A 25086-nucleotide genomic window follows, 5' to 3' on the forward strand; every position below is an offset into this window, starting at 1 on the left:
GCGCTCCCGCGGTACCACCCTCCTTGGCTCCCCTGGGCGCCGGTACGCGCTTCGGTGAGCCCCCTCATTGGGGTCGCGATGCCGGGTCTACCAACCCGAGGGTCTTCTTCCGGCGGCTCCGGGGTGATCTTCGCGTCGCGCTCGCCTCCGGGCTCCCACCGTCCCCGGATCGCTCTTGGGCTGCGTACGCCGCTACTCGTCCCCATCCATGCTTCTCGCTCCGCCCAGTGTACGGCGCCCGGGAGGGCGCGGCCGACCGGATTTCGCGGGGCGGCGGCGGGCGGGCGCGGCTGCGTCCTGTGACCCGAATGGCGATACGTACGGTGTCCGATCCCGGCCGGCCGGTCCCCGGGGGCCGCGCGGGCGGCCGGTGGGCGGATTACCAGGCGGGGAGCTGGGCACAACGCTTGCAGGTTCGTCGCGAGGCGGTCGGCGGGCCGTGCCGGAGGGGGTGGATCGGGGTGGGCGTCCCGTTGCCGCGGGCCGTGAGTCGATTTATCGTCCCAGCACGATTCGCGAGCAAGATCACAGTTTGTGAAGGGGCCGCGGCCATGGTGGCGAAAAAGACCGCCGTTCAGCAGTCGACGTCCGGCAGATCCACGGGCTCGGGTGCCTCCGGTGGAGCGGCCCGTGCCACTGCCTCCGGCGGGGCCGGGAAGGACGTGGGGGGCAAGAAGAGCACGCAGTCGGGGTCGGCCTCGGTGCCGCGGAAGACGGCCAAGGCCGCGAAGGCGACCAAGGCGGCCAAGGCGGCCAAGGCGGCCAAGGCGGCCGAGGCTGCCGGGTCGGCCGCCGCGGCCGAGGACGTGACCGAGGAGGCCGCGCCCGTGCAGAGCGCAGCCAAGAAGGCCGCGGCCAAAAGAACCCCGGCCAAGAAGACCCTGGCGAAGAAGAGTCCGGCCAAGAAGGCTGCGGCCAAGGAGAGCGCCGGGGCCGAGGCCGCCGGGGCGCCGGCCGCGGACAAGACCGCGCCGCGGGGCGCCGCCGCGAAGGCGAAGAGCAGCACACGCACCACCCAGGCGGCTTCCGAGGCCGGGCAAGGGGCTGAGGAGACGGCGGCCGGGGAACGTACGAGCAAGAGGACCGGCGCCGGGGACGACGGCAAGAAGGCCGCTGGGCGCAAGAGCGCGGTGAAGAAGGCGGTCGCCTCCGCGGCCGAGGACGCGGCCGAGGCCGCGAAGACGACGGGAGCCACGACGGTGGTTGCGAAGAAGACTCAGGGCACGGCCACGGCGGCGAAGAAGCCCGGCGCGGTTCCCAAGGCACGGGGAGCGGCCGTGGAACCCGGTGAGCTGGCCGTCCGGCCCGGCGAGGAGCCGTGGACCCCGGACGAGGTCGAGGAGGCGCGCGCCGAACTGCAGAGCGAGGTGCTGCGCCTCGGCAGCGAGATCGCCGCGGCCGAGGAGGGGCTCGCGGGCCTGATGCGGGACTCGGGGGACGGCGCGGGGGACGACGACGCGGACACGGGCACGAAGAACATCACGCGCGAGCACGAGATGGCGCTGGCCGCCAACGCGCGCGAGATGCTCTCCCAGACCGAGCGCGCCCTGGAGCGGCTGGACGCCGGGACCTACGGGCTCTGCGAGAACTGCGGCAACCCGATCGGCAAGGCCCGTATGCAGGCCTTTCCGCGCGCGACCCTGTGCGTGGAGTGCAAGCAGAAGCAGGAGCGGCGCTACTGAGCCTCCCCTTCGGGGAAGCAACCGGGTCGTGGTTGCAGCGGGTGTACCGGCCGTACCGTCCTCGTACGGCCGCACACGTGTGCCGTACTCTCGTCCACAGTCAGGTACCGAGGTTGAGGGACTCACGTGGCAGAAGCGGAGCGCGTCATCAGTACGCCGGATTCCCCCGAGACGGGTGCAGCCGAGCCGGAGCAGGAGGCCGCCGCAGAGCGGCCCAGGGGCAGGCGGCGCCTCGTCGCGCTGTTCGCCGTGGCCGCGTGCGCGTACGCCCTCGACCTGATCAGCAAGCTGATCGTGGTCGCGAAGCTGGAGCACCACGACCCGGTGCAGATCCTCGGTGACTGGCTCCAGCTCGAGGTGATCCGGAACCCGGGTGCCGCTTGGGGCGTGGGCGAGGCGTTCACGATCGTCTTCACCGTGATCGCGGCGGCCGTGATCGTGGTCATCGTGCGGCTCGCGAAGAAGCTCTACAGCACCCCCTGGGCCATCGCGCTCGGGCTGCTCCTGGGCGGAGCCCTCGGCAATCTCACCGACCGGATCTTCCGGGCGCCCGGTGTGTTCAAGGGCGCCGTGGTCGACTTCATCGCGCCGGCCCACTACCCGGTGTTCAACCTGGCCGACTCGGCGATCGTGTGCGGCGGCATCCTGATCGTGCTGCTCTCCTTCCGCGGGATCGACCCCGACGGGACCGTCCACAAGGACTGAGCCAGAGGCCGCGCCCGCGGCCTCTGGTGCGGGAGTGTCGGCGGGCTCCTGCATACTCGATGCGTGAGCACGATTCCCGAGATCCGAACCCTGCCCGTGCCCGACGGCCTGGAGGGCGAGCGCGTCGACGCCGCCATCTCCCGCATGTTCGGCTTCTCCCGCACCAAGGCCGCCGAGCTCGCCGCCGCCGGGAAGGTCCAGGTCGACGGTTCGGTCGTGGGCAAGTCCGAGCGGGTGCACGGTGGCGCCTGGCTGGAAGTGGAGATGCCGCAGGCGCCCGCTCCGGTGCAGATCGTCGCCGAGCCCGTCGAGGGCATGGAGATCGTGCACGACGACGACGACATCGTCGTGATCGTCAAGCCGGTCGGCGTCGCCGCGCACCCCAGCCCCGGCTGGACCGGCACCACCGTGATCGGCGGCCTGGCCGCCGCCGGGTACCGGATCTCCACCTCCGGCGCCGCCGAGCGCCAGGGCATCGTGCACCGGCTCGACGTCGGCACCTCCGGCCTGATGGTCGTCGCCAAGTCCGAGCGGGCCTACACATCGCTGAAGCGCCAGTTCAAGGAGCGCGTGCCGGACAAGCGCTACCACGCGCTCGTGCAGGGCCACCCGGACCCGATGAGCGGCACCATCGACGCCCCCATCGGGCGCCACCCGAACCACGACTACAAGTGGGCCGTGACCGCCGACGGCAAGCCGTCCGTCACGCACTACGACCTCATCGAGGCCTTCCGCGCCGCCTCCCTGCTCGACATCAAGCTGGAGACCGGCCGCACCCACCAGATCCGGGTGCACATGTCCGCGCACCGGCACCCCTGCGTCGGCGACCTGACGTACGGCGCCGACCCGACGCTCGCCAAGCGGCTCGGCATCACGCGGCAGTGGCTGCACGCGGTGCGGCTCGGCTTCGAGCACCCCGCGGACGGGCAGTGGGTCGAGTTCGAGAGCCAGTACCCCGAGGACCTGCAGATCGCGCTCGACCGTGTCCGGGCGGAGAGCTCGTGAGCGCCGGGTTCGTGCTGCGCGTCGCCGAGTCCGAGGCGGACCGGGAGGCCTGTTTCGCCGTACGGCGTGAGGTCTTCTGCGTCGAGCAGGGGGTGCCGGAGGAGCTGGAGTACGACGCGTACGACGCCGGGGCGGTGCACGTCATCGCGGTCCGGGACGACGGGGTGACCCTCGGCACCGGCCGGTTGCTGACCGGCGAGGCCGCCGCGGTGAAGAACGGCGGGGCGCAGGACGTCGGCGCCCTCGGCCGGCTCGCCGTGGCGAAGGCCGCGCGTGGGCTCGGCGTCGGCGCCGCGCTGGTGGGCGCCATCGAGGAGGCCGCCAAGGAGCGCGGGCTCAGCGCGGTCGACCTGCACGCGCAGACCCATGCCCTGGGGTTCTACGAGCGCCTCGGGTACGAGGTGTACGGCCCGGAGTTCCCGGACGCCGGGATTCCGCACCGGGCGATGCGCAAGGCCATCGGCTGACGTCAGCCGAGTCCCGCGGCGCGCAGCAGTTCCTCGACGGCCCGCTCGGCGACGAGCCGCTTCGGCGCGCCGCCGCCGCTCCGCTTGAGGAGGGCGCTCACCCGCTGGGCCTGCGCCGTCGTCGGCAGCAGACCCACGAGCAGCGCGGGCAGCAGCAGGCGCCGTACGAGCAGTTCGTCCGGCGAGACGCCCTGCGGCCTGCGCACGACCGAGACGTTCACCCGCACCGCGTGCTCGTTGCCCGGCGCGGAGCCCGGGCGGTCCGTCTCGATCGCCGCGTACCGGAAGCCGTGCGCCTGGTCGCAGGGGTGGCAGCCGACCGGGCCGCGCCCCAGCCGGCCACCGCAGTCGGGGCAGGGCAGCCGGTCGAGGGCGGCGTCGACCACCCGCCAGTCGTGCCGGTCCGGCTCGGCGGCCACCAGGGCGGCGAGCTCGGCTTCCTGGTCCGGAGCGGTCGTGGCGCCGCCGGGGTCCCAGGCGCGCAGGAAGGCGGCCCACTCCGCCTCGACGATGCCGTCCACCAGGGCGCGGCAGGTGACGCAGGCGGGAGCGCCCCCGTACACGTAGCCACCGCATTCCGTGCAGCGGCGCACGGCCGCGCCGACCGCTGGTCTCGCCCCGGCCACCCGCCACCCGCCTTCACCCAGGAAGCCCGCAAGCCCGCAAGCCCGCAGGCCCGCAAGTCTCTCAGTCTCTGCCGTGCAGGCTACGGCAGACCCCAGCCCGTCCAGTCGCCCAGGGACGGTACGTCCCGCGGGCCCGGGGCGGCCGGTGAGGAGCCCTTCGGGGCGATCAATGCCGTTGCCCCGCGCGGGAGTTGGACGGCGATGCGGCCGGGCCCCGTCTCCCGCCAGCGCAGTGGCCGTCCCTTCTCCTCCCGTACCGTCACGTCCCCCGGGATGCCGTGCTCCAGCGTCAGCGGCGCCCCCGCCTCACTGTGCACCCGGACCCAGCGCGTCGCCCCCGCCGCGCGGTCCGCGTCCACCAGGAACGCGCCCTGGGTGCGCAGCGACGCGACCGACGCGTCCGGCCAGCGCGCCGAGACCGACGGGAAGACCTTCACCACGCCCTCGTGGCCCTGCACCGCCATGTCGAGCAGCGACTGCGCGGCGGACAGCGGGCTCTCCAGCGCGAAGTTCCTGCCCTCCCGGTACATCGTGTTCGGCGTCATCGCGCAGTCCGCGACGACGTTCAGGTCCGTGAAGAAGGTCAGGAAGTCGAGGGCCTTCTCCGGATCGTCCATGACCGAGTACATGGACGACGCGGTCGCGTAGCTGTAGCCGTGCCAGGCGGACTGCATCGAGACCCAGTGGGCCATGCTGCGCGCCATGACGTCACGGTCGGCGGTGCGGTCCCAGGTGCGCTCGCGCAGCGGGTACAGCCACAGCAGGTGCGAGTGGTGGCGGTGGGAGTCGGCCAGCGGGACGTCCTTGCCGATCATGACGCCGGCCGTCGGGTCCTCGGCGTACGGGGTGAGCCGGGCCGCGATGTCGCGCCACAGGGGGGCCTTGGGATGGTCCGTGCGCAGGATGCGGGCGGCGTCGAGGAGCGTGCGGGCGCCCCAGCGGATCAGCGACAGGTCGTACGTGCAGTCCTCGGCGTCGGCGTACTCGGGGGAGCGGGTCTTGAGGAGATGAAGCTTGCCGTCCGGGCCCTCGTGCAGGAAATGGGCGTAGAAGTTGATCGCGTTCGTGAGGACCGGGAAGAGCGTGTCCCGCAGGATCGCCGTGTCGCGGGTGTGGGCGTAGGACTGCCACACGTTGTGCATCGCCCAGGTCAGATTGCCGAAGTTGTCGGAGACGTGGTCGCTGCCGGGCGCGCCGACGTCGTACGTGTCGCCCGCGCGCAGCTGCCAGTCCGAGGGATGGCCGAGGGCGTAGCTCTCGCCGTCCCGCCAGGCCGCCGGGACGGACGTCGGCAGGTTCTTCTCGTACCTCGCGAACGTGCTGGTCACCGAGTCGAGTTCGGGGTGGTTGGAGCCGTGCACCGGGGCCATGCCGATCTGCACGTTCAGGTTCCACCACACGGCCGTCCAGTTGTTGCCGACCTCCGGGAACCACGGGCCCCACTCGGAGATCGTCGGGCCGCCCGCGCGGGTGGACGCGGCGAGTTTGTAGAGCTGGAGGATGTAGAAGGACTGCAGGCGCTTGTCGGGGAGCGAGACGAGGCTGCGGTGGTGGAAGCGGTGCCACCAGCGGCGGTGCCGGGCCGTCTGGTCGTCGGGGTCGGCGGTCAGGGCGCGGTCGACCGCGGCGTGCGCCGCTTCCGTGGTGCGCGACACGTCGCCGGACGCGGCGTACGCGACGTGCGCGGCCAGCAGCCGGCCGGTGCCCGCGGTCCGCTCGCGCCAGGCCGTGGTCCAGCCGCCGCCCGCGATCAGCGGCTGCCGCACATGCGTGGCCGTGACCGTGGGATCGGGGTTCGCGGTGTAGTCGTCCGGCTTGCCGGAGGTGCGGGTGGTGGCCGCCCGCAGCCAGGTGAACGTCCAGGCCGCGGACTCCTCGCCGGGGCTCGGGCGGGTGGAGACGAGCAGCGTCGAGGTGTCGTTGTGGACCAGCGCGGCGAGGCTCAGGCTGCCGCGGGTTGTGGTGACGGTGCCGCGCAGCTCGGCGTCGTACGGGTCCAGGGTCCAGTCGACCGCCGTGACGTCACCGGCGAGGGTGAGGAGGAGGTACCCGATGGGCAGACGGGAGTAGCCGATGCCGCCGCGCCACTGGCCGCGCTGGTCCTGGACCTCGGTGTGGCTGAGCATCAGCTTGAGGGTGTTCGGCGCGCTGCCCCGGTAGAGCTGGGCGCCGAGCCGGCCGTTGGCGAGGAACGGGGCGTCCTGCCAACTCGTGGGCGGACGGCGCCACTTCATGGCGGCCGCGCGGACCGTCCGCTCGTACGGGACCGCGGCCGGGCCGGCGGCAGCGGGAGCGGCCCAGGCGGTGGGGGAGGCGGCCGTCCAGGCGGCGGTGGCCGTGGCCGCCGCGGTGGCGGCGAGGAAGTGTCTGCGGTTCGGGCGGAGTGGCATGCGGGTTCCTTGGAGTCGCGGTCCGGCGGCGCCGTACCAGGGGGCTGTGGAAGTTCCCGACTACGAACACGGGTCAGATACGTAGTGAGCGTTCGGATCCGTGAACCTGCGCACCCCGCATGGTGCCCGCGCCTCCGCCGTACCGGAAGACCTCGCGCACGACTTCAGGGGGCACGAAAGCCACAGACATCGGATGGGCGGCCGGTCGGCGATGCCGTTTTGCCCAGGATCGCGTGGCACCCTGGACGCTGGAACGTCCCAGATCGTCGAGCCTCGTCGGAGCACCCGTGGATCAATTGGCCCTGCTGTTCCTGCTGTTGCTCGGGGCCGTCCTGAGCGTGCCGCTCGGCGACCGGCTCAAGCTGCCCGCGCCGGTGCTCATGACCCTGCTCGGCATCGTCCTCGCCCTGATCCAGGCCGTCCCGAACGTCGACATCGACCCCGATCTGATCCTGCCGCTGGTGCTGCCACCGCTGCTCTACGCGGCCGTGCACCGCACGTCCTGGCGACAGTTCGCGGCGAACAAGCGGCCCATCTTCCTGCTCGCCGTCGCCCTCGTCTTCGTCACCACGGCCGCCGTCGCCTTCGTCGCGAACGCGGTCGTGCCGGGGCTGCCGATCGCCGGGGCCGTCGCGCTCGGCGCGCTCGTGGCGCCGCCCGACCCGGTCGCCGCGACCGCCGTCGCCGGTCAACTCGGGCTGCCCCGGCGCATGGTGTCGATCCTGGAGGGCGAGGGGCTGTTCAACGACGTGACCGCGATCGTGCTCTACCACGTCGCCATCGCCGCCGCCGTGAGCGGCACCTTCTCGCTGCCGCGGGCCGCCATGGAACTCGTGCTGTCCGCCGTCGTCGCCGTCGCCGTCGGCCTCGGGCTCGGCTGGGCCGCCAACAAGCTCATGGGCTACCTCGGCGACGCCACCCTCCAGATCGGCCTGACCCTCCTGATCCCGTACGCCTCCTACGTCCTCGCCGAGGAGCTCAAGGGCTCGGGCGTGCTCGCCGTCCTGACCACGGCGCTCTTCCTCGCCGAGCACGCCTTCGACGCCGACGACGTGCTCACCCGGCTCACCGGCCGCGCCTTCTGGGACGTCGTCGACACCCTCGTCACCGGTGTCGCCTTCGGTCTCATCGGCCTGGAGGTGCACAACGTCGTCAGGACCGCGCAGGGCCGCTGGGGCGAGATGCTGGGCTGGGCGGCCGCGGTCGTCGCTGTCGTCATCGTCGTACGGCTGCTGTGGCTGCTGCCGATGACGTGGGTGACGCGGCGGCTGCACGCGCGGCGCGACGTCGAGGAGGAGATCCCGGTGAGCTGGCGCGAGACCGTCGTCATGTGGTGGTCCGGGATGCGGGGCGTCGCGTCGGTGGCGCTGGCGCTCGCCATTCCGCTGACCATGGACGACGGATCGCCCTTCGCCGACCGCGACGAGATCGTCTTCATCGCCTTCGGCGTCATCATGGCGACCCTCGTGCTCCAGGGGCTCAGCCTGCCCTGGCTGGTGAAGAAGCTGAAGGTGCGGGCCGACACCGAGGCCGAGCAGGAGTACGAGAAGGAGCTCGCCCTGCGCGCCGCGAAGGCTGCCAAGCGGCGGTTCAAGGAGATCGAGGAGGTCGAGGAACTGCCGGAGGAGGTGGCCGAGCAGATGCTGCGCAGGGCCTACGACATCGGACTGCGCATCAACCCCGAGATGGGCGCCGAGGAGCGCCGCGAGTCGCAGGCCAAGCGGTACAAGAGGATCAAGCGGATCCGGCGCATCCAGGCCGAGATGATGTCGGCGGCGCGCCACGAGGTGCTGGCGGCGCGCAGCGAGCCGGGGGCCGACCCGGAGGTCGTGGACCGGGTGCTGCGGCAGCTGGACGTGCGGAGCCTGCGGTAGCGGGCCGCAAAAGGGCCCGGGTTGGAGTCCGCTCCAGGTCCTAGGCTGATGTGCATGGCACGCAACGTGATAGTCACCGGTGGCGGTACGGGGATCGGGCTCGCGGCGGCGCGGGCGTTCGCCGCGGAGGGGGACCGGGTGCTCATCCTCGGCCGGCGCGTCGAGGTCCTGGAGAAGGCCGATGTACCCGGCGGCAAGATGATCTTCGCCGCCGATCTCAGTACGGTCCAAGGGGCCCGCGCTGCCGCCGAGTTCGCGCGCGAGGCGCTGGACGGCAAGGTCGACGTGCTCGTGCACAGCGCGGGCGGCATCGGCGGCCGGATGTTCCAAAGCCCCGACGGGGACGACCCGCTGGAGGCCGTGGCCCACGACTGGAACTCCAACTTCCGGATCAATACGCTCACTTCGGTCCTGCTGACCGAGGCGCTGCGCGAGAACCTCGCCTCGCCCGGCGGCCGGATCCTCTTCATCACCTCCATCGCCGCGCTGCGCGGCTCCGGCGGGGGCGGCGCCTACGGCGGCGCGAAGGCGGCCCTGCACCCGTACACGTACGACCTCGCCAAGGCGCTCGGGCCGCGCGGTATCACCGTGAACACCGTCGCGCCCGGCTACATCGAGGACACCGAGTTCTTCGGGCCCTCGATGCCCGAGGAGGAGTACCGGCGCCGGGTCGGCGCGATCCCCACCGGCCGGGCCGGCACCCCCGCCGACATCGCCGCCACCCTCGTGTGGCTGGCGTCGCCCGGCGCGGGCCATGTCACCGGGCAGATCGTGCAGGTCAACGGTGGAGAGATGACGGGGCGCTAACCCCGGCCGGTGCGCGGGGCGCGGCCGTCCTTGGACAGCGAGACGGTCTCGCCGTCCGGGGCGAACAGGGCCGTCGCCGTGTTGATCCGCGGCAGCGCGTACGGATGGTTCTCCGTCAGCCAGCGGATCAGCTGCTCGCGGACCGTGACCCGCACCGTCCAGATGTCGTCCGCGTCCTTGGCCGTGACCACGGCGCGGACCTGGATGGTGGACGGTGTGGTGTCGGTGACGGCCAGGCCCCAGTCGCGGCCGTCCCAGGCGCCGCAGTCGCGCAGGATGTCGTGGAGCTTCTCGCGCATCTCGATCACGGGCGCGCCGTGATCGAGGTGGAAGAAGACCGTGCCGGTCATCTGGGCGCCGCCGCGCGACCAGTTCTCGAACGGCTTCGACGTGAAGTACGACACCGGCATGGTGATCCGGCGCTCGTCCCAGGTGCGCACGGCGAGGAAGGTCAGGGTGATCTCCTCGACCGTGCCCCACTCGCCGTCGACGACGACCGTGTCCCCTATCCGGACCATGTCGCCGAAGGCGATCTGCAGCCCGGCGAAGAGGTTGCCGAGCGTGGACTGGGCGGCGACACCGGCGACGATGCCGAGGATGCCGGCCGAGGCGAGCAGCGAGGCGCCGGCGGCGCGGAACGCGGGGAACGTCAGCAGCATCGCCGCGACGGCCACCACGCCGACGATCGCCGTGACGACCCGCTGGATGAGCGTGACCTGGGTGCGTACCCGGCGGACCCGGGCCGGATCGCGGTGGGCGGTGGCGTACCGGGCGTAGGACGACTCGACGATCGCCGCGGCGATCCGGATCACCAGCCAGGCGCTGGCGCCGATCAGGACCAGGCTGAGGATCCGGCCGATCCCGGCGGAGCGCTCGGGCGCGATCTGCGCCTGGTCGTACGACCCCCGCAACAGGGCCGTGCAGAGCACGAATTGGAGGGGCAGTCGGCAGCGGCGCAGCAGGCCCCACAGCGGGGTCTCGTGGTGACGCCGGTCGGCGCGCTGCAGCAGACGGTCCACACCCCACCCGACGAGCAGGGTGATCAGGACCGAGCCACCGACGACGATCAGTGGGCGCAGTACGTTCTCCATCTCCATGCTCTCGACCGTAACCGGGATCGGCCACGGCTAACCTGCGGCCTTCCTGGCACCATGGACCCCATGAACATCATGCTTTTCCACTCGATGTACGGTCTGCGGCCCGCGGTGGAGGCCGCGGCCGAGCGGCTGCGCGCCGCGGGCCACAAGGTGTGGACCCCTGACCTCTACGAGGGCCGCACCTTCGACAGCGCCGAGGAAGGCATGGCCCACAAGGAGGAGATCGGCAAGGACGAGCTGCTCAAGCGGGCCGTGCTCGCCGCCGCTCCCTACTCCGAGCGGGGGCTCGTCTACGCGGGCTTCTCGCTCGGCGCCTCGATCGCCCAGACGCTCGCCCTCGGCGACGAGAAGGCCCGCGGGCTGCTGCTCCTGCACGGCACCTCGGACATCGCCGAGACCGCCTCCGTGGACGAGCTCCCCGTCCAGCTGCACGTCGCCGCGCCCGACCCGTTCGAGACGGACGACTGGCTGAACACCTGGTACCTCCAGATGGGGCGCACCGGCGCCGACGTGGAGATCTACCGCTACGCCGGGGCCGGTCACCTGTACACCGACCCCGAGCTGCCGGACTACGACGAGGAGGCCGCCGAGGCCACCTGGCGGGTGGCGCTCGGCTTCCTGGACAGCCTCTAGGTCCCTCAACCGGCGCGGTACGCCGTCCAGCTGTCCTTCATGCGCTGCACCTGACCTGCGGTGAACTGGTACATGCAGGAGTCGTACGTGTAGTCCATGAAGTTGTGGATCGGGTCGACGCCCGTCTTGTTGGTGCAGGTGTCGCGCCCGGTCGGGCAGGCGTACGCGGCGCTCTTCTCGGCCGGGGTGTCGGAGACGTAGTCGCCGTTGCCGTTACAGCCGCCCTGGAAGGTGTGGTACAGCCCCAGCCAGTGGCCGATCTCGTGGGTGCCGGTGTCGCCCTCGTTGTAGTTCGTGGCCGAGCCGCCGGGCAGCGAGGTGTCGAGGATGACCACGCCGTCGTCGGACGGGTTCGACTTGTACGAGGACGGGAACGTGGCCCAGCCGAGCAGGTCCTGGCCCAGGTTCGCGGTGTAGAAGTTCAGCGCGTTCGCGCCGCCCTTGCGCAGCGTGGTCTTCATGGACTTCTCGGCGGCGGAGCCCGGGGTGATGCCGTTGTACCAGGAGGCGTTGTCCGTGTAGTCGGTCCCCGCCAGCTGGAACTGGAAGCCCGAGTCGGTGTTCCCGGTGCCCTGCCCGCTGTACGCGGCGTTCAGGACGCTGATCTGCGACGAGATGTCCGAAGAGGACAGCATGCCGGTGCTGCCGTCGTGGATGACGTGGACGTAGACGGGGATCGTGGTCGACGCGGCGGCGAGGCCCTTGTCCAGGGTGCCCGCGGCGCGCATTGCGTCGAGTCTCTTCTGCAGCGCCGCGTCCATGGACCTGGCCTGCGCGTCGGTGAGCTGGTTGGGCTCGTTGTCGGCGTGGGCGCCCTTCTTCACGCGGGCCACCGCGTTCGCGTCGCTCGCGCACTTCTCCGCGGCCGCGGTCGTCGTCTTCGCCGCCGCGCTGCCGGTGGGGGCGGAGAGCGGCACCAGGGCCAGGGTTCCGGCCATCATCGCGGTACCGAGCAGCCGACGGCGCAGACGCGGGGTTATGGGGGTCTTCCGGGCGGGGGAGGTCATTTCGGGGCTCCTCGCGGACGGGAGGCGGGGAGGGACTTCCTCGCCGCCGCGGGGAGATTACGTGGCCATGTCACCCCGGAGAGAGCGGTGAACTGGCCTCATTGATCGCGCAGTCGCACCGGGCGAACCGGGGCAAGGGGGATAAGAAATTCGGTGCCCGTCCGGAGTTTGAGACGTGGACGTAACGGCAGTCGGCACTGGGTGGGTGGTGTGTCCGTATTAGGGCTCGCGCCGGAGCGCGTCCGCACCACCCACCGTGAGCGCCGTCATCCGCCCTTAACGTCCGTACGGCTGGCCGGAATTCACAGCACAGGCGTCTGGACGCGCTCGACCTTCTGGGTGCCGGTGCGCGTCCGGTACGAACGCTCCCAGGCCGACGTGGCGTTCTTGTCGGCCCGGTCGGAGATCACGTAGTAGTCCATCTGCGCCCGCTCGGCGGTCACGTCCAGGACGCCGTAGCCGTGGGAGTCCATGTCGAGCCACTTCACATGCCGGTTGGCGGCCTTGATGGCGCCCTCGGCCACCGTGGAGACGGTGTCGGGGGCGACGTGCAGGATGTCGTCCAGGTTGTCCGACGTCACCGACGTGACCACGAACTCCGTGGCGGCGGACGGCGAGAGCGGGTACGTGCCCGCGGTCACCGGCACGTCGTTGGCCCACGCCATGTGGATGTCGCCGGTCAGGAAGACCGTGTCGCGGATGCCGTGGTCGCGCAGGTGCGCGATGAGTTCCTTTCGGTCGTGCGTGTAGCCGTCCCACTGGTCCACGTTGATCGCGAGCCCCTCCTGGGGCAGGCCGAGCAACTCCGCGAGCGGGCCGAGCAGATGGGCGGGCAGCGAGCCGAAGGCCACCGGCGAGATCATCACCGACGTGCCGACCAGCTTCCACTGCGCGTCGGACGCGGCGAGCCCGGACTTGAGCCAGTCGAGCTGGGCGCGGCCGGTGATCGTACGGTCCGCGGAGTCCACGGCGCCGCTGCCGACGCCCGCCTGCTGCGAGCGGAACGTCCTCAGGTCGAGCAGATGCAGATCGGCGAGCGCGCCGAAGCGCAGCCGGCGGTAGACGGTGCCCGCGACGGACGGGCGCACCGGCATCCACTCGAAGTAGGCCTGCTTGGCGGCCTGTTGGCGCGCCGCCCAGGAGCCCTCGGTGTCGGGGGAGTGGTTCTCGGCGCCGCCCGACCAGGCGTCGTTGGCGAACTCGTGGTCGTCCCAGATCGCGACGATCGGGTGCGCGGCGTGCATCGCCCGCACGTCGTCGTCCGTCTTGTGCAGGCCGTGCCGGATCCGGTAGTCGGCGAGCGAGACGATCTCGTGGGCGGGCCGGTGCTGTCGGACGGTGTACTTCGCGTCCGGGTACTCGCCCGTCTTGTACTCGTATATGTAGTCGCCGAGATGGAGTACCGCGTCCAGGTCGGCGCGGGCGGCCAGGTGCCGGTACGAGGAGAACCAGCCGGCCTCCCAGTTGGCGCAGGAGACGACGCCGAAGCGCAGGTTCGCCCGGCTGTCGGCGGCGGGCGCCGTGCGCGTACGGCCGACGGGGGAGTACGTGGGCGTGGCCGAGGGCGCGGACGGGTCGCCCACGAAGAAGCGGAAGTAGTAGGCGCTCGCCGGGCGCAGGCCCCTCACATCCGCCTTCACGGTGTGGTCGGAGGCGGCGCTCGCGGTCGTGGTGCCCCGGCCCACCACGGTACGGAACGCGCTGTCCTCGGCGATCTCCCAGCTCACCTGGGTGTCGGGCCCCTTGCCGGAGCCGGGCTCGGCCTCGGCGGTCGGCGTCAGGCGGGTCCACAACAGGACACCGTCGGGCAGAGGGTCGCCGGACGCGACGCCGTGCAGGAAGGCGGGCGCCTCGGCGGCCCGCGCCGCGGACGGCGCGAGCAGCGGGGCGGCGAGTACGGCACCGGCGGCCGCGGCCTTGACGACCGTACGGCGGCGCGGGGCTACGGGATCTGGCGGAACTGGCAGAGATCGACTGGTCACGGGTGATCACATTACTGACCGGTACGCGCGAAGGGCGGGCGAACTCCCAAGAGTTCGCCCGCCCTTCAGCGGAGCGTCGGTCCGGCGATCAGCCCTTGAGCGCCTTGTCCACCGCGGTGTTCCACTCGGCGACCGTCATCGGGGCGTTGTCGCCGTCCGAGCCGGTGATCTTCTTGCCGTTGTAGACGAAGGACGGGGTGCCCTGGACGCCGAACTTGTTGTTGTCGAAGTTCTTCGACATCTCGATCGCCCACTTGTCGAAGGTGCCGTCCTTGACGTCCTTCTGGAAGGTCTTGTCGCTCTTCAGCGCGGGGATCGTGTTCGCGATCTTCAGGAGGTACGCGTCGTCCTTGAACTTGTCGTCCGTCTCCTCCGGGTGCCACTTCTTGGAGTACATCGCCTCCTTGTACTGCCAGAAGGCGTCCTTCGACACGTTCAGGGCGGCGCCCAGCGCGCTCAGCGCGTTCTTCGAGCCCTCGCCCTGGAGGTTGGTGTCGAGGAAGGTGGCGCCGATGTACTGGATCTTGTACTTGCCGTCGTCGAGGTCCTTCTGCACCGTCGAGCCGACCGTCTGCTCGAAGGAGGCACAGACCGGGCAGCGCGGGTCCTCGAAGGCGCTGATGGTCTTGTCGGCGGAGTCCTTGCCGATGGTGACCGTCGTGTGGTTCTTGCCCGTGGTGTTCTTCGGGGCGACCAGGGCGTCGTTCTTGGCGGCCTCCCAGTAGGAGGGCTTGTTGCCCTGGACGACGAAGTAGCTGGCCACGCCGGCTATCGCGAGGACACCGACGATGGAGCTCGCGACGATCGCGTTCTTCTTCGCCTTGTCCCGCTTCGCCTGGCGCTCGCGCTCGACGCGCAGCCGCTCGCGGGCCGCTGTCTTCGCCTGCTGGCTGTTGCGCTTGCTCATGATGTTCGTGCTCCGTAGTGGTGAGAAAGGGGGCGGGGACTGTCGTGCGGTCGGCTCAGAGAGCCGGGCACGGCGGTCCGCGCCGTCCCACGGAGTGCACCCAGACGCGGGTGCGCGCGATCCGGGCGGCGGCGGCCGGGCGCGGCCTGCGGGCCACCGGCTCCAGCAGGGCGGTGACCGTGGCCCAGGCGATCAGCAGCGGGCGGAACGCGAACGCGGCGACCGCGCGCAGCAGCTGGTGCAGGGCCTGCTCGCCGCGGCGCAGCCAGGCGGCCGCGAGGAGACCGACCGTGACATGCGCGCCGAGCAGCAGCCAGGAGGCCGCCGGGTCGGTGTGGGCCAGCAGCGCGACGGTCCGGTCGCCGGAGCCGCCGGTCATCCGGGCCAGCGGGGTGCCCACGCTCCCGGCGCACAGCACGTCGAACCCGAACGAGCGCAGCGTCCCCGCGACGGGGCCGCCCGTCTCGCCGTAACAGACGTGCTGGCCGGTGGTGAAGACCGTGTCCGCGGCCAGTTCCAGCGGGACGAGCAGCGCCGCGATGCGCCCGAAGCCGCGCTCCCGGCCCGCGAGCGCGTACGCGATCACGAAGACGGCGGCGGCGATCGCGCCGACCGTCGGCAGCGGCAGCGGGGCCCGGGACAGCAGCACGTGCGACGCGGCGGACAGCGTCACGACCACGGCCGTGAAGAGCGCCGCGCGTACGGCTCTGAGCTGGGCCCCGGACATGGCCCCGGATATCTCGTCCATCGCCGAGGAGTGTGCCATGGCTTGCTGTAAGCGATGCCTAAAGGGTGCCTGTGCGTTACGGAAATGCATTGCGGGACGGTGTCGGCCGTCCCGGTTGCGAAGAGGGTGTCCGGGTGGGGGGCCGGGGGGCATCCCCCGGGATCACGCGGCCAGACCGGGAATGCGGCCGTTGCGGAACAGGTCCACGAAGATCTGGTGGTCCGCACGCGCGCGTGCCCCGTACTCGTGCGCGAAGTCGACCAGCAGGTCCGCGAAACCGTCCTCGTCGGCGGCGATCGCCGCGTCGATGGCGCGCTCCGTGGAGAACGGGACCAGGGACTCGCCCGAGGTGTCGTCGGCCGCCGCGTGCATCGTCGCCGTGGCCCGGCCGAGGTCCGCGACGACCGCCGCGATCTCCTCCGGGTCGTCGATGTCCGACCAGTCCAGGTCCACCGCGTACGGCGACACCTCGGCCACCAGCTGGCCCGCGCCGTCCAGCTCGGTCCAGCCCAGCCACGGGTCGGCGTGGGCCTGGAGCGCGCGCTGCGAGATCACCGTGCGCTGGCCCTCGTGCTGGAAGTAGTCGCGCACCGCCGGGTCCGTGATGTGCCGCGAGACCGCCGGGGTCTGCGCCTGCTTCATGTAGATGATCACGTCGTTCTCGAGGGCGTCGCTGTTGCCCTCCAGAAGGATGTTGTACGAGGGCAGGCCCGCCGAGCCGATCCCGATGCCGCGCCGCCCCACCACGTCCTTCACCCGGTACGAGTCCGGGCGGGCCAGGGAGGACTCCGGCAGCGTCTCCAGGTAGCCGTCGAAGGCCGCAAGCACCTTGTACCGCGTCGCCGCGTCCAGCTCGATGGAGCCGCCGCCCGGCGCGAAGCGGCGCTCGAAGTCACGGATCTCCGTCATGGAGTCGAGCAGCTCGAAGCGGGTGCGCGCGCGTGCGTCGCGCAGCGCGTCCAGGAGCGCGCCCTCGGCCGAGTCCAGCGTGAAGGGCGGCACCTCGTCGCTCTTGGCGCCGGTCGCCAGGGAGTGGACGCGCTCGCGGTAGGCCGCCGCGTACGTGCGCACCAGGGCCGTGATCTGCTCGTCGCTGAGCGCCTTCGCGTAGCCGATCAGCGCCACGGAGGCCGCGAAGCGCTTGAGGTCCCAGGTGAAGGGACCGACGTACGCCTCGTCGAAGTCGTTCACGTTGAACACCAGGCGGCCGTTGGCATCCATGTACGTGCCGAAGTTCTCCGCGTGCAGGTCGCCGTGGATCCACACCCGGCTGGTGCGGTCGTCCAGGTACGGTCCGCCGTGCTGCTCGCGCTCCAGGTCCTGGTAGAAGAGGCACGCCGTACCGCGGTAGAACGCGAAGGCCGAGGCCGCCATCTTGCGGAACTTGACCCGGAACGCGGCGGGGTCCGCGGCGAGCAGCTCGCCGAACGCGGTGTCGAAGACGGCGAGGATCTGCTCGCCGCGCTGCTCGGCGGTGGGCTGCGGGTCCGGCATCGCGGGGTGCCTCCTGGTACGGGTGGTGCGTGAGATGTGTGACACGCAGGACAGGTGTTCTGCCCTGTCCAACGCCCGACCGTACTCCGGAGTGCCCGCCGGTTGTCAGTGACCGGTCGTAGACTTCCAAGCTGTCCCCCGACTGTCGCCCGGTGTTCGTCCTTGTCGCCAATGGAGGCCCCAACCGTGTCAAAGCCGCCCTTCACGCACCTGCACGTCCACACCCAGTACTCGATGCTGGACGGTGCCGCGCGGCTCGGCGACATGTTCAAGGCGTGCAACGAGATGGGCATGACGCACATCGCGATGTCCGACCACGGCAACCTGCACGGGGCGTACGACTTCTTCCACAGCGCCAAGAAGGCCGGCGTCACGCCGATCATCGGCATCGAGGCGTACGTCGCCCCGGAGTCCCGGCGCAACAAGCGGAAGATCCAGTGGGGCCAGCCGCACCAGAAGCGCGACGACGTCTCCGGTTCCGGTGGTTACACCCACAAGACGATCTGGGCGGCGAACAAGACGGGACTGCACAACCTCTTCAAGCTGTCCTCGGACGCGTACGCCGAGGGCTGGTTGCAGAAGTGGCCGCGCATGGACAAGGAGACGATCTCCCAGTGGAGCGAGGGCCTGATCGCCTCCACCGGCTGCCCCTCCGGTGAGCTGCAGACGCGCCTGCGCCTCGGCCAGTTCGACGAGGCCCTGAAGGCCGCCTCCGACTACCAGGACATCTTCGGCAAGGACCGGTACTTCCTGGAGCTGATGGACCACGGCATCGAGATCGAGCGCCGGGTCCGCGACGGCCTCCTGGAGATCGGCAAGAAGCTCGGCATCCCGCCGCTGGTCACGAACGACTCGCACTACACGTACGCGCACGAGTCCGCCGCCCACGACGCCCTGCTGTGCATCCAGACCGGCAAGAACCTCTCCGACCCGGACCGCTTCCGCTTCGACGGCACCGGCTACTACCTGAAGTCCACGGACGAGATGTACGCCATCGACTCCTCGGACGCCTGGCAGGAGGGCTGCGCCAACACGCTCCTGGTGGCCGAGCAGATCGACACGACCGGCATGTTCGAGGCCAAGAACCTCATGCCGAAGTTCGACATCCCGGAAGAGGGCTACACCGACACCACCTGGTTCAAGGAGGAAGTGCGCCGCGGCATGCTGCGCCGCTTCCCCGGCGGGGTGCCCGAGGACCGCCAGAAGCAGGCGGAGTACGAGATGGACATCATCATCCAGATGGGGTTCCCGGGCTACTTCCTCGTCGTCGCCGACTTCATCATGTGGGCGAAGAACAACGGCATCGCGGTGGGCCCCGGCCGAGGCTCCGCGGCCGGTTCGATCGTCGCGTACGCCATGGGCATCACCGACCTCGACCCGATCGAGCACGGACTGATCTTCGAGCGGTTCCTCAACCCCGAGCGCGTCTCCATGCCCGACGTCGACATCGACTTCGACGAGCGCAGGCGCGTCGAGGTCATCAGGTACGTGACAGAGAAGTACGGCGCCGACAAGGTCGCCATGATCGGCACCTACGGCAAGATCAAGGCCAAGAACGCGATCAAGGACTCCGCGCGCGTGCTCGGCTACCCGTACGCGATGGGCGACCGCCTCACCAAGGCGATGCCCGCCGACGTCCTCGGCAAGGGCATCGACCTCGACGGCATCACCAACCCCTCGCACCCGCGCTACAGCGAGGCGGGCGAGATCCGCGGGATGTACGAGAACGAGCCGGACGTCAAGAAGGTCATCGACACCGCCAAGGGTGTGGAGGGCCTGGTCCGGCAGATGGGCGTGCACGCCGCCGGCGTCATCATGTCCAGCGAGCCGATCGTCGACCACGCCCCGATCTGGGTGCGGCACACCGACGGCGTCACCATCACGCAGTGGGACTACCCGCAGTGCGAGTCGCTCGGCCTGATCAAGATGGACTTCCTGGGCCTCAGGAACCTGACGATCATGGACGACGCCGTGAAGATGGTGGAGTCCAACAAGGGCATCAAGCTCGAACTCCTCTCCGTGCCGCTGGACGACCCCAAGACGTACGAACTGCTCTGCCGCGGTGACACGCTCGGCGTCTTCCAGTTCGACGGCGGCCCGATGCGCTCGCTGCTGCGCCAGATGCAGCCCGACAACTTCGAGGACATTTCCGCCGTCTCGGCCCTGTACCGGCCGGGCCCGATGGGCATGAACTCGCACACGAACTACGCCGAGCGCAAGAACGGCCGGCAGGAGATCACGCCGATCCACCCGGAGCTCGAAGAGCCCCTGAAGGAGACGCTGGGTCTCACCTACGGCCTCATCGTGTACCAGGAGCAGGTGCAGAAGGCCGCGCAGATCGTCGCCGGGTACTCGCTCGGCGAGGCCGACATCCTGCGCCGCGTGATGGGCAAGAAGAAGCCCGAGGAACTGGCGAAGAACTTCACCATTTTCCAGGCGGGAGCCCGTAAGAACGGCTTCTCCGACCAGGCGATCCAGGCCCTGTGGGACGTGCTGGTCCCCTTCGCCGGATACGCGTTCAACAAGGCGCACTCGTCCGCGTACGGCCTGGTCACCTACTGGACCGCCTATCTGAAGGCGAACTATCCGGCCGAGTACATGGCGGCGCTCCTGACGTCCGTGAAGGACGACAAGGACAAGTCGGCCGTGTACCTGAACGAGTGCCGGCGCATGAAGATCAAGGTCCTGCCGCCGAACGTGAACGAGTCGGTGCACAACTTCGCCGCCCAGGGCGACGACGTGATCCTGTTCGGCCTGGAGGCCGTCCGCAACGTCGGTACGAACGTGGTGGACGCGATCATCCGCTCGCGCAAGGCGAAGGGGAAGTTCGCCTCGTTCCCCGACTACCTCGACAAGGTCGAGGCCGCGGCGTGCAACAAGCGGACGACGGAGTCGCTCATCAAGGCCGGTGCGTTCGACACCATGAACCACACCCGCAAGGGTCTGACCGCGCAGTACGAGCCGATGATCGACAACGTCGTCGCGGTCAAGCGGAAGGAAGCCGAGGGCCAGTTCGACCTCTTCGGCGGGATGGGGGACGAGGGCGGCACCGACGAGCCGGGCTTCGGGCTCGACGTCGAGTTCTCCACCGACGAGTGGGACAAGACGTACCTGCTCGCCCAGGAGCGCGAGATGCTCGGCCTTTACGTCTCCGACCATCCGCTGTTCGGCCTGGAGCACGTGCTGTCCGACAAGGCCGACGCGGGCATCGGGCAGCTCACCGGCGGTGACTTCGGCGACGGTGCGGTCGTCACGGTCGGCGGCATCATCTCGGGCCTGCAGCGCAAGATGACCAAGCAGGGCAACGCATGGGCGATCGCCACCGTCGAGGACCTCGCCGGTTCCATCGAGTGCATGTTCTTCCCGGCCACGTACCAGCTGGTGTCGACCCAGCTGGTCGAGGACGCCGTGGTGTTCGTCAAGGGACGCCTCGACAAGCGTGAGGACGTGCCGCGCCTGGTCGCCATGGAGATGCAGGTCCCCGACCTGTCGAACGCGGGCACCAACGCGCCGGTGATCCTCACCATCCCCGCCCTGAAGGTGACCCCGCCGATGGTCAGCCGCCTCGGCGAGATCCTCTCCAACCACCGGGGCGACAGCGAGGTGCGGATCAAGCTCCAGGGCCCGCGCAAGACCACGGTGCTCCGGCTCGACCGGCACCGCGTCAAGCCGGACCCGGCGCTCTACGGCGACCTGAAGGTGCTGCTCGGCCCGTCCTGCCTGGCGGGCTGATCCGGAGCCGACCGGACCGGACGCACGGCGAGGGCCGCACCCGGAATCCCGGGTGGGGCCCTCGCCGTGCCGCAACTGCCTCAGTTCATACGTCAGTTGTGCCCGAAGCGGCGCTCGCGGTGCTTGCGGGCCACATCCCCCGGCGTGGCCTGGACGGCCGACTTCGCCTCGGCCTCCATGGCGGACGACCGGGCCTGCTCCTGGGCCTGCGCCGACTTCTGCTGCTGATTACGGTTCTGCTTGCGATTCTTGGCCATGGTGATTGCCTCCTGCGGGGGAACTAGGGGCCAGGGCCGGTTTCAGACTCACATAGGGTGCAGAAGACCGCATTTCGGATCATTACCGTGCGTGACGAGGGGGATCGGGGCGTGTTCGCCCGGCTTTCACGGAACCTGTCGCCGTATCCGCCACGCCGAAGATCGAGTTCGGGCCGTTAAGGCTCGCACTGTCGGGCAGACTCGAAGGAAACCCGAAGCGAACGCACGGGCGTGTCGGCGAAAGAGGGTGGATCGCGTGGACCGTTGCATCGTCCTGGTGGACGCCGGGTACCTGCTGGGAGCGGCCGCGAGTCTCCTCGCGGGAGAACCGTCCCGGTCCCGGATCCATGTCGACCACACCGCCCTCATCCAGGGGCTGCGCGAGCGCGCCGAGTCGGAGACCGAGCGCGAGCTGCTGCGTATCTACTGGTTCGACGGCGCCCCCGACCGGGTTCCGCAGCCCGAGCACCGCAGGCTGCGCGTGATGCCCCGGGTCACCGTGCGGCTCGGCGCCCTGACCCGCTCGGACGGGCGGTGGGCACAGAAGGGCGTCGACGCCGCCATGCACGCCGAGCTGACCGAGCTGGCCCGCAACCGTGCCTGCTCGGACGTGGTCCTTGTGACCGGTGACGGGGATCTGCTGCCCGGCATGATGGCCGCCAAGGAGCACGGCGTCGCCGTCCACCTGTGGGCCGTGCAGGCCGCCGACGGCGACTACAACCAGTCCGAGGACCTGGTCGCCGAGGCCGACGAGCGGCGCGTGCTGGACCGGACCTGGATCACCAAGGCCGTCCGCGCCAAGGAGTTCGGCGGCATCTGCTCGCCGCCGCCCGTGCCGCGCCCCGAGATCGCCGCGATCCTCTCCGCGCCGCTGCCCGAGTCGGCGCTCTCGTCGGCGGGCCGCCCCACCGACGACACCACGGACGCACCGTCGGACCAGCACACGCCGGCCGCGCGGGCCGGGAGCGACGCCGAGGACCGGAGCGGCGCGGGCAAGGGCGTGCCCACTCCGAAGGACCTCGCCGCGTTGCGCGGTCCCGGCGCGCAGGCCGCGCAGCACCCGGCGAACGCGACGCTTCGGTGGTCCTCCGACAAGGGATGGGTCGAGCGGCCCGGCGGGGGCGGTGAGCCGCCCGAGGCGGCCTCGCTGCCGACGCTGGCCCAGCTCACCACCGCCGAGCAGCGGTGGGCCGACCGCGAGGAGGACATCACCGCGGTCGGCGGGGACCCGTACGAGGTGGGGCAGGTGTTCGCGCGGCGGTGGATGGGGCGGCTCGCCGATCAGGGGCTGCTCCAGAAGCTGTCGACCATGTATCCGCGGGTGCCGCACCGGATCGACGGGGAGTTGCTGCGGTACGCGGCGCGGTTCGGGCTGCTCGCGCACAAGGACGATCAGATCGACGAGCACGACCGGTATGCGATCCGGGCCGGGTTCTGGCGGGAGATCGATGTGCGGACCTCGGCGGAGCACGCTGCCGCGGGGGACTGAGCGGGGGCGCGGGTCGGACGGGTCTCCGGGCAGGGCCGGGCCGGGCCGTGCGGTTGTGGCCGGGGCCGTGTGTTTCCGGCGGGGCCGTGGGTTTCCGGCGGGGCCGTGGGCCGGGGCCTGCTGGAGCGCCTGCCCGGCGCCGGGGTGCCGCCTTGCCCACCCTGCCGCCCCAGGCGGCAGATTGCCCAAGGCGGGTGGGGCGTGCGGCAGATTGCCCGAGGCGGCTGCGTCGGGCGGCAGATTGTCCGAGGGGGCCGTGGTGGGCGGCGGAGTGTTCGAGGGGGGCGAGGGGTGATTGGGGCGGCGCGTCGCCCTCTATGTCCGGCCCCGGGCGCAAAGTGGGGGCCTTGACCCCGTACCCTCGTTCCTCGTGAGTACGGACCGGGACAGGGGTGCTGTCGTCTGCGCGGTGCGCGGGCTGAAGAAGACGTACCCCGCCGCGCGCGGGCGCCGTGGGGCCCCCGGGACGCCCGAGGTGCGGGCCACCGACGACGTCCGGCTCGACATCAGGCGCGGCGAGATCTTCGGGCTGCTCGGGCCGAACGGCGCCGGGAAGTCCACCCTCGTACGGCAGCTGACCGGGCTGATGCGCCCCGACGCCGGAAGCGTGGAGATCCTCGGGCACGACATCGTGCGGTACCCGGAACGCGCCGCGCGGATCCTCGCCTACCTCGGTCAGGAGTCGACCGCGCTCGACGAGCTGACCGTCTCCCTCGCCGCCGAGACCACCGGACGGCTGCGCGGGCTCCCTCTCAAGGAGGCGCGGGCCGCGCGGGACGACGTACTCGAAGAGCTGGGTCTGACCCGGCTCGCGGGCCGTCCCCTGAAGAAGCTGTCCGGCGGGCAGCGGCGGCTGGCCTGCTTCGCCGCCGCGCTGGTCGGCGAGCGGCCGCTGCTGGTCCTCGACGAGCCGACCACCGGGATGGACCCCGTCGCACGGCGGGCCGTGTGGGCGGCCGTGGACCGCAGGCGCGCCGAGCGGGGCACGACCGTCCTGCTCGTCACCCACAACGTCATCGAGGCGGAGACCGTGCTCGACCGGGTCGCCGTCATCGACCAGGGCCGCGTCATCGCCTGCGACACCCCGGCCGGGCTCAAGGAGCGCGTCGCCGGAGAGGTGCGGGTCGAACTGGTGTGGAGGGAGAAGGCGCCGGTGGAACTGGCCGAGGTGGCCCGGCTGCGCGAGCACGCCGTCGAGTCCGGGCGGCGCTGGTCGCTGCGGCTCGCCCCCGACGAGGCCCGCCGCGCCGTCGCCGCCGTCACCGGAGGCCCGGCCTTCGACCACCTCGACGACTTCACGCTCGCGACGCCGAGCCTGGAGGATGTGTACCTGGCGCTCGGCGGCAGCCGCAGCTCCGTGAAGGGCCTGGTGAAGGCATGAGTGCCGTGTCCGCCGACGTGGTGCGGGGTGTGGAGCAGCCGGTGGAGACCGCCGGGGACGGCATGGAAGGGCTCGCGCCGCGGGCCCGGTTCCTGCCGTCGCTCGCCGCCGTCTACCGCGCCCAGCTCTCCCGGGCCCGCGTGGCCCGGATCCCGTTGCTGTTCGTGGCGACGTTCCAGTCCATCGGCATCATGATCCTGATGCGTGGCGTCGTCGACCGGGGCGGCAGCGAGGCGCGGGCCGTCGTCGCCGGGTCGGCCGTGCTCGTCGTGGCGTTCGTGGCGCTCAACCTGCTCGCCCAGTACTTCGGGCAGCTGCGGGCCGCGGGCGGCCTCGACCACTACGCGACGCTGCCGGTGCCGCCCGCGTCGGTGGTGCTGGGCGCGGCCGGCGCGTACGCCTCGTTCACCGCGCCGGGCACCGTGGTCACCGCGGTCGCCGGCTGCCTGATGTTCGACCTGCCGCTCACCCACCTGTGGGTGCTCGTGGCCGTGATCCCGCTCGCCGGTGCCGCTCTCGCCGGGCTCGGCGCCGCGCTCGGCCTGCTCGCGCCGCGCCCGGAACTGGCCACGCTGCTCGGCCAGTTGGGCATGTCCGCGGCGCTGCTCCTCGGCGTGCTGCCCGCCGACCGGATGCCCGAGGCCGTGCAGTACGCGCGTGATCTGCTGCCCTCGACGTACGGCGTCGAGGCGTTCGCGCGGACCTTCGGGGACCATCCGGACTGGCCCGTCGTCCTGCTCGACCTGGGTGTCTGTGCCGCGGTCGGTGTCGCCTCGCTGGCCGTGGCCACCTGGGCGTACCGCCGGGCAGCCGTCCGGTGACGC

General features: G+C 71.1%; 20 protein-coding genes. 11 read left to right on the forward strand and 9 right to left on the reverse strand.

The window, feature by feature from the left end; translation table 11 throughout:
* The first annotated feature begins 551 nt into the window (after positions 1-551).
* From J3486_RS19510 to J3486_RS19525, 4 genes are all read left to right on the forward strand, one after another.
* On the forward strand, positions 552-1682 hold the full coding sequence (locus J3486_RS19510; RefSeq protein WP_207821771.1) for a TraR/DksA C4-type zinc finger protein: 1131 nt from the start codon (positions 552-554) through the stop codon (positions 1680-1682).
* A gap of 126 nt (positions 1683-1808) precedes the next feature.
* On the forward strand, positions 1809-2387 hold the full coding sequence (gene lspA, locus J3486_RS19515; protein ID WP_207821773.1) for a signal peptidase II: 579 nt from the start codon (positions 1809-1811) through the stop codon (positions 2385-2387).
* Between the two features lie 63 nt (positions 2388-2450).
* Positions 2451-3392 carry an RluA family pseudouridine synthase gene (locus J3486_RS19520; protein ID WP_207821775.1) on the forward strand — a complete coding sequence of 314 codons (942 nt, stop codon included), beginning with the start codon at positions 2451-2453 and terminating at the stop codon, positions 3390-3392.
* A complete protein-coding gene (locus J3486_RS19525) occupies positions 3389-3859 on the forward strand; it encodes a GNAT family N-acetyltransferase (protein WP_207821777.1) in 471 nt (156 codons plus the stop codon). The genes J3486_RS19520 and J3486_RS19525 overlap by 4 nt, the downstream gene beginning before the upstream one ends.
* A 2-nt stretch (positions 3860-3861) precedes the next feature.
* Here the strand turns inward: J3486_RS19525 and J3486_RS19530 are convergent, their stop codons facing one another.
* Positions 3862-4485: a hypothetical protein gene (locus J3486_RS19530; RefSeq protein ID WP_307804865.1), complete on the reverse strand. Its 624-nt coding sequence runs from the start codon at positions 4483-4485 to the stop codon at positions 3862-3864.
* An 80-nt stretch (positions 4486-4565) separates the two neighbouring features.
* Positions 4566-6875 (reverse strand): hypothetical protein, encoded by a 2310-nt coding sequence (locus tag J3486_RS19535; RefSeq protein WP_207821779.1) that lies wholly within the window; start codon positions 6873-6875, stop codon positions 4566-4568.
* A 287-nt stretch (positions 6876-7162) separates the two neighbouring features.
* Between J3486_RS19535 and J3486_RS19540 the strand changes: the two genes are divergently transcribed.
* The gene (locus J3486_RS19540) at positions 7163-8749 is read left to right on the forward strand and encodes a Na+/H+ antiporter (RefSeq protein ID WP_207821781.1); all 1587 of its coding nucleotides are present in this window, start codon (positions 7163-7165) and stop codon (positions 8747-8749) included.
* A gap of 54 nt (positions 8750-8803) precedes the next feature.
* The gene (locus J3486_RS19545; protein ID WP_207821784.1) at positions 8804-9556 is read left to right on the forward strand and encodes an SDR family NAD(P)-dependent oxidoreductase; all 753 of its coding nucleotides are present in this window, start codon (positions 8804-8806) and stop codon (positions 9554-9556) included.
* Here the strand turns inward: J3486_RS19545 and J3486_RS19550 are convergent.
* Positions 9553-10647 carry a mechanosensitive ion channel family protein gene (locus J3486_RS19550; RefSeq protein WP_207822008.1) on the reverse strand — a complete coding sequence of 365 codons (1095 nt, stop codon included), beginning with the start codon at positions 10645-10647 and terminating at the stop codon, positions 9553-9555. The two genes, J3486_RS19545 and J3486_RS19550, sit on opposite strands and share 4 nt — an antisense overlap.
* Before the next feature lie 69 nt (positions 10648-10716).
* On the opposite strand from J3486_RS19550, the gene J3486_RS19555 reads away from it, so the two are divergent.
* On the forward strand, positions 10717-11286 hold the full coding sequence (locus J3486_RS19555; RefSeq protein WP_207821785.1) for a dienelactone hydrolase family protein: 570 nt from the start codon (positions 10717-10719) through the stop codon (positions 11284-11286).
* Positions 11287-11291: 5 nt separating this feature from the next.
* On the opposite strand, the gene J3486_RS19560 is transcribed toward J3486_RS19555, so the two are convergent.
* From J3486_RS19560 to J3486_RS19580, 5 genes are all read right to left on the reverse strand, one after another.
* On the reverse strand, positions 11292-12293 hold the full coding sequence (locus J3486_RS19560; RefSeq protein ID WP_207821787.1) for a zinc metalloprotease: 1002 nt from the start codon (positions 12291-12293) through the stop codon (positions 11292-11294).
* 302 nt (positions 12294-12595) lie between these two features.
* Positions 12596-14275: an alkaline phosphatase gene (locus J3486_RS19565; RefSeq protein ID WP_207821789.1), complete on the reverse strand. Its 1680-nt coding sequence runs from the start codon at positions 14273-14275 to the stop codon at positions 12596-12598.
* An 88-nt stretch (positions 14276-14363) separates the two neighbouring features.
* A complete protein-coding gene (locus J3486_RS19570) occupies positions 14364-15182 on the reverse strand; it encodes a thioredoxin domain-containing protein (RefSeq protein WP_207821791.1) in 819 nt (272 codons plus the stop codon).
* Between the two features lie 55 nt (positions 15183-15237).
* On the reverse strand, positions 15238-15930 hold the full coding sequence (locus J3486_RS19575; protein WP_229378220.1) for a hypothetical protein: 693 nt from the start codon (positions 15928-15930) through the stop codon (positions 15238-15240).
* Between the two features lie 141 nt (positions 15931-16071).
* Entirely contained in the window at positions 16072-17403 is a 1332-nt protein-coding gene (locus J3486_RS19580) for a DUF2252 domain-containing protein (protein WP_207821795.1), read from the reverse strand.
* A gap of 186 nt (positions 17404-17589) precedes the next feature.
* On the opposite strand from J3486_RS19580, the gene dnaE reads away from it, so the two are divergent.
* On the forward strand, positions 17590-21135 hold the full coding sequence (gene dnaE / locus J3486_RS19585; RefSeq protein ID WP_207821797.1) for a DNA polymerase III subunit alpha: 3546 nt from the start codon (positions 17590-17592) through the stop codon (positions 21133-21135).
* A 92-nt stretch (positions 21136-21227) separates the two neighbouring features.
* Here the strand turns inward: dnaE and J3486_RS19590 are convergent, their stop codons facing one another.
* Entirely contained in the window at positions 21228-21392 is a 165-nt protein-coding gene (locus tag J3486_RS19590; protein WP_207821799.1) for a hypothetical protein, read from the reverse strand.
* A 256-nt stretch (positions 21393-21648) separates the two neighbouring features.
* On the opposite strand from J3486_RS19590, the gene J3486_RS19595 reads away from it, so the two are divergent.
* From J3486_RS19595 to J3486_RS19605, 3 genes are all read left to right on the forward strand, one after another.
* Entirely contained in the window at positions 21649-22881 is a 1233-nt protein-coding gene (locus J3486_RS19595; RefSeq protein ID WP_207821801.1) for an NYN domain-containing protein, read from the forward strand.
* A gap of 370 nt (positions 22882-23251) precedes the next feature.
* Complete coding sequence (locus J3486_RS19600) at positions 23252-24262, forward strand: ABC transporter ATP-binding protein (protein ID WP_207821803.1); 1011 nt, start codon at positions 23252-23254, stop codon at positions 24260-24262.
* Complete coding sequence (locus tag J3486_RS19605; RefSeq protein WP_207821805.1) at positions 24259-25083, forward strand: ABC transporter permease; 825 nt, start codon at positions 24259-24261, stop codon at positions 25081-25083. The genes J3486_RS19600 and J3486_RS19605 overlap by 4 nt, the downstream gene beginning before the upstream one ends.
* Positions 25084-25086 lie beyond the last annotated feature (3 nt).

Source organism: Streptomyces sp. VRA16 Mangrove soil (assembly GCF_017377775.1).
Taxonomy (GTDB): domain Bacteria; phylum Actinomycetota; class Actinomycetes; order Streptomycetales; family Streptomycetaceae; genus Streptomyces.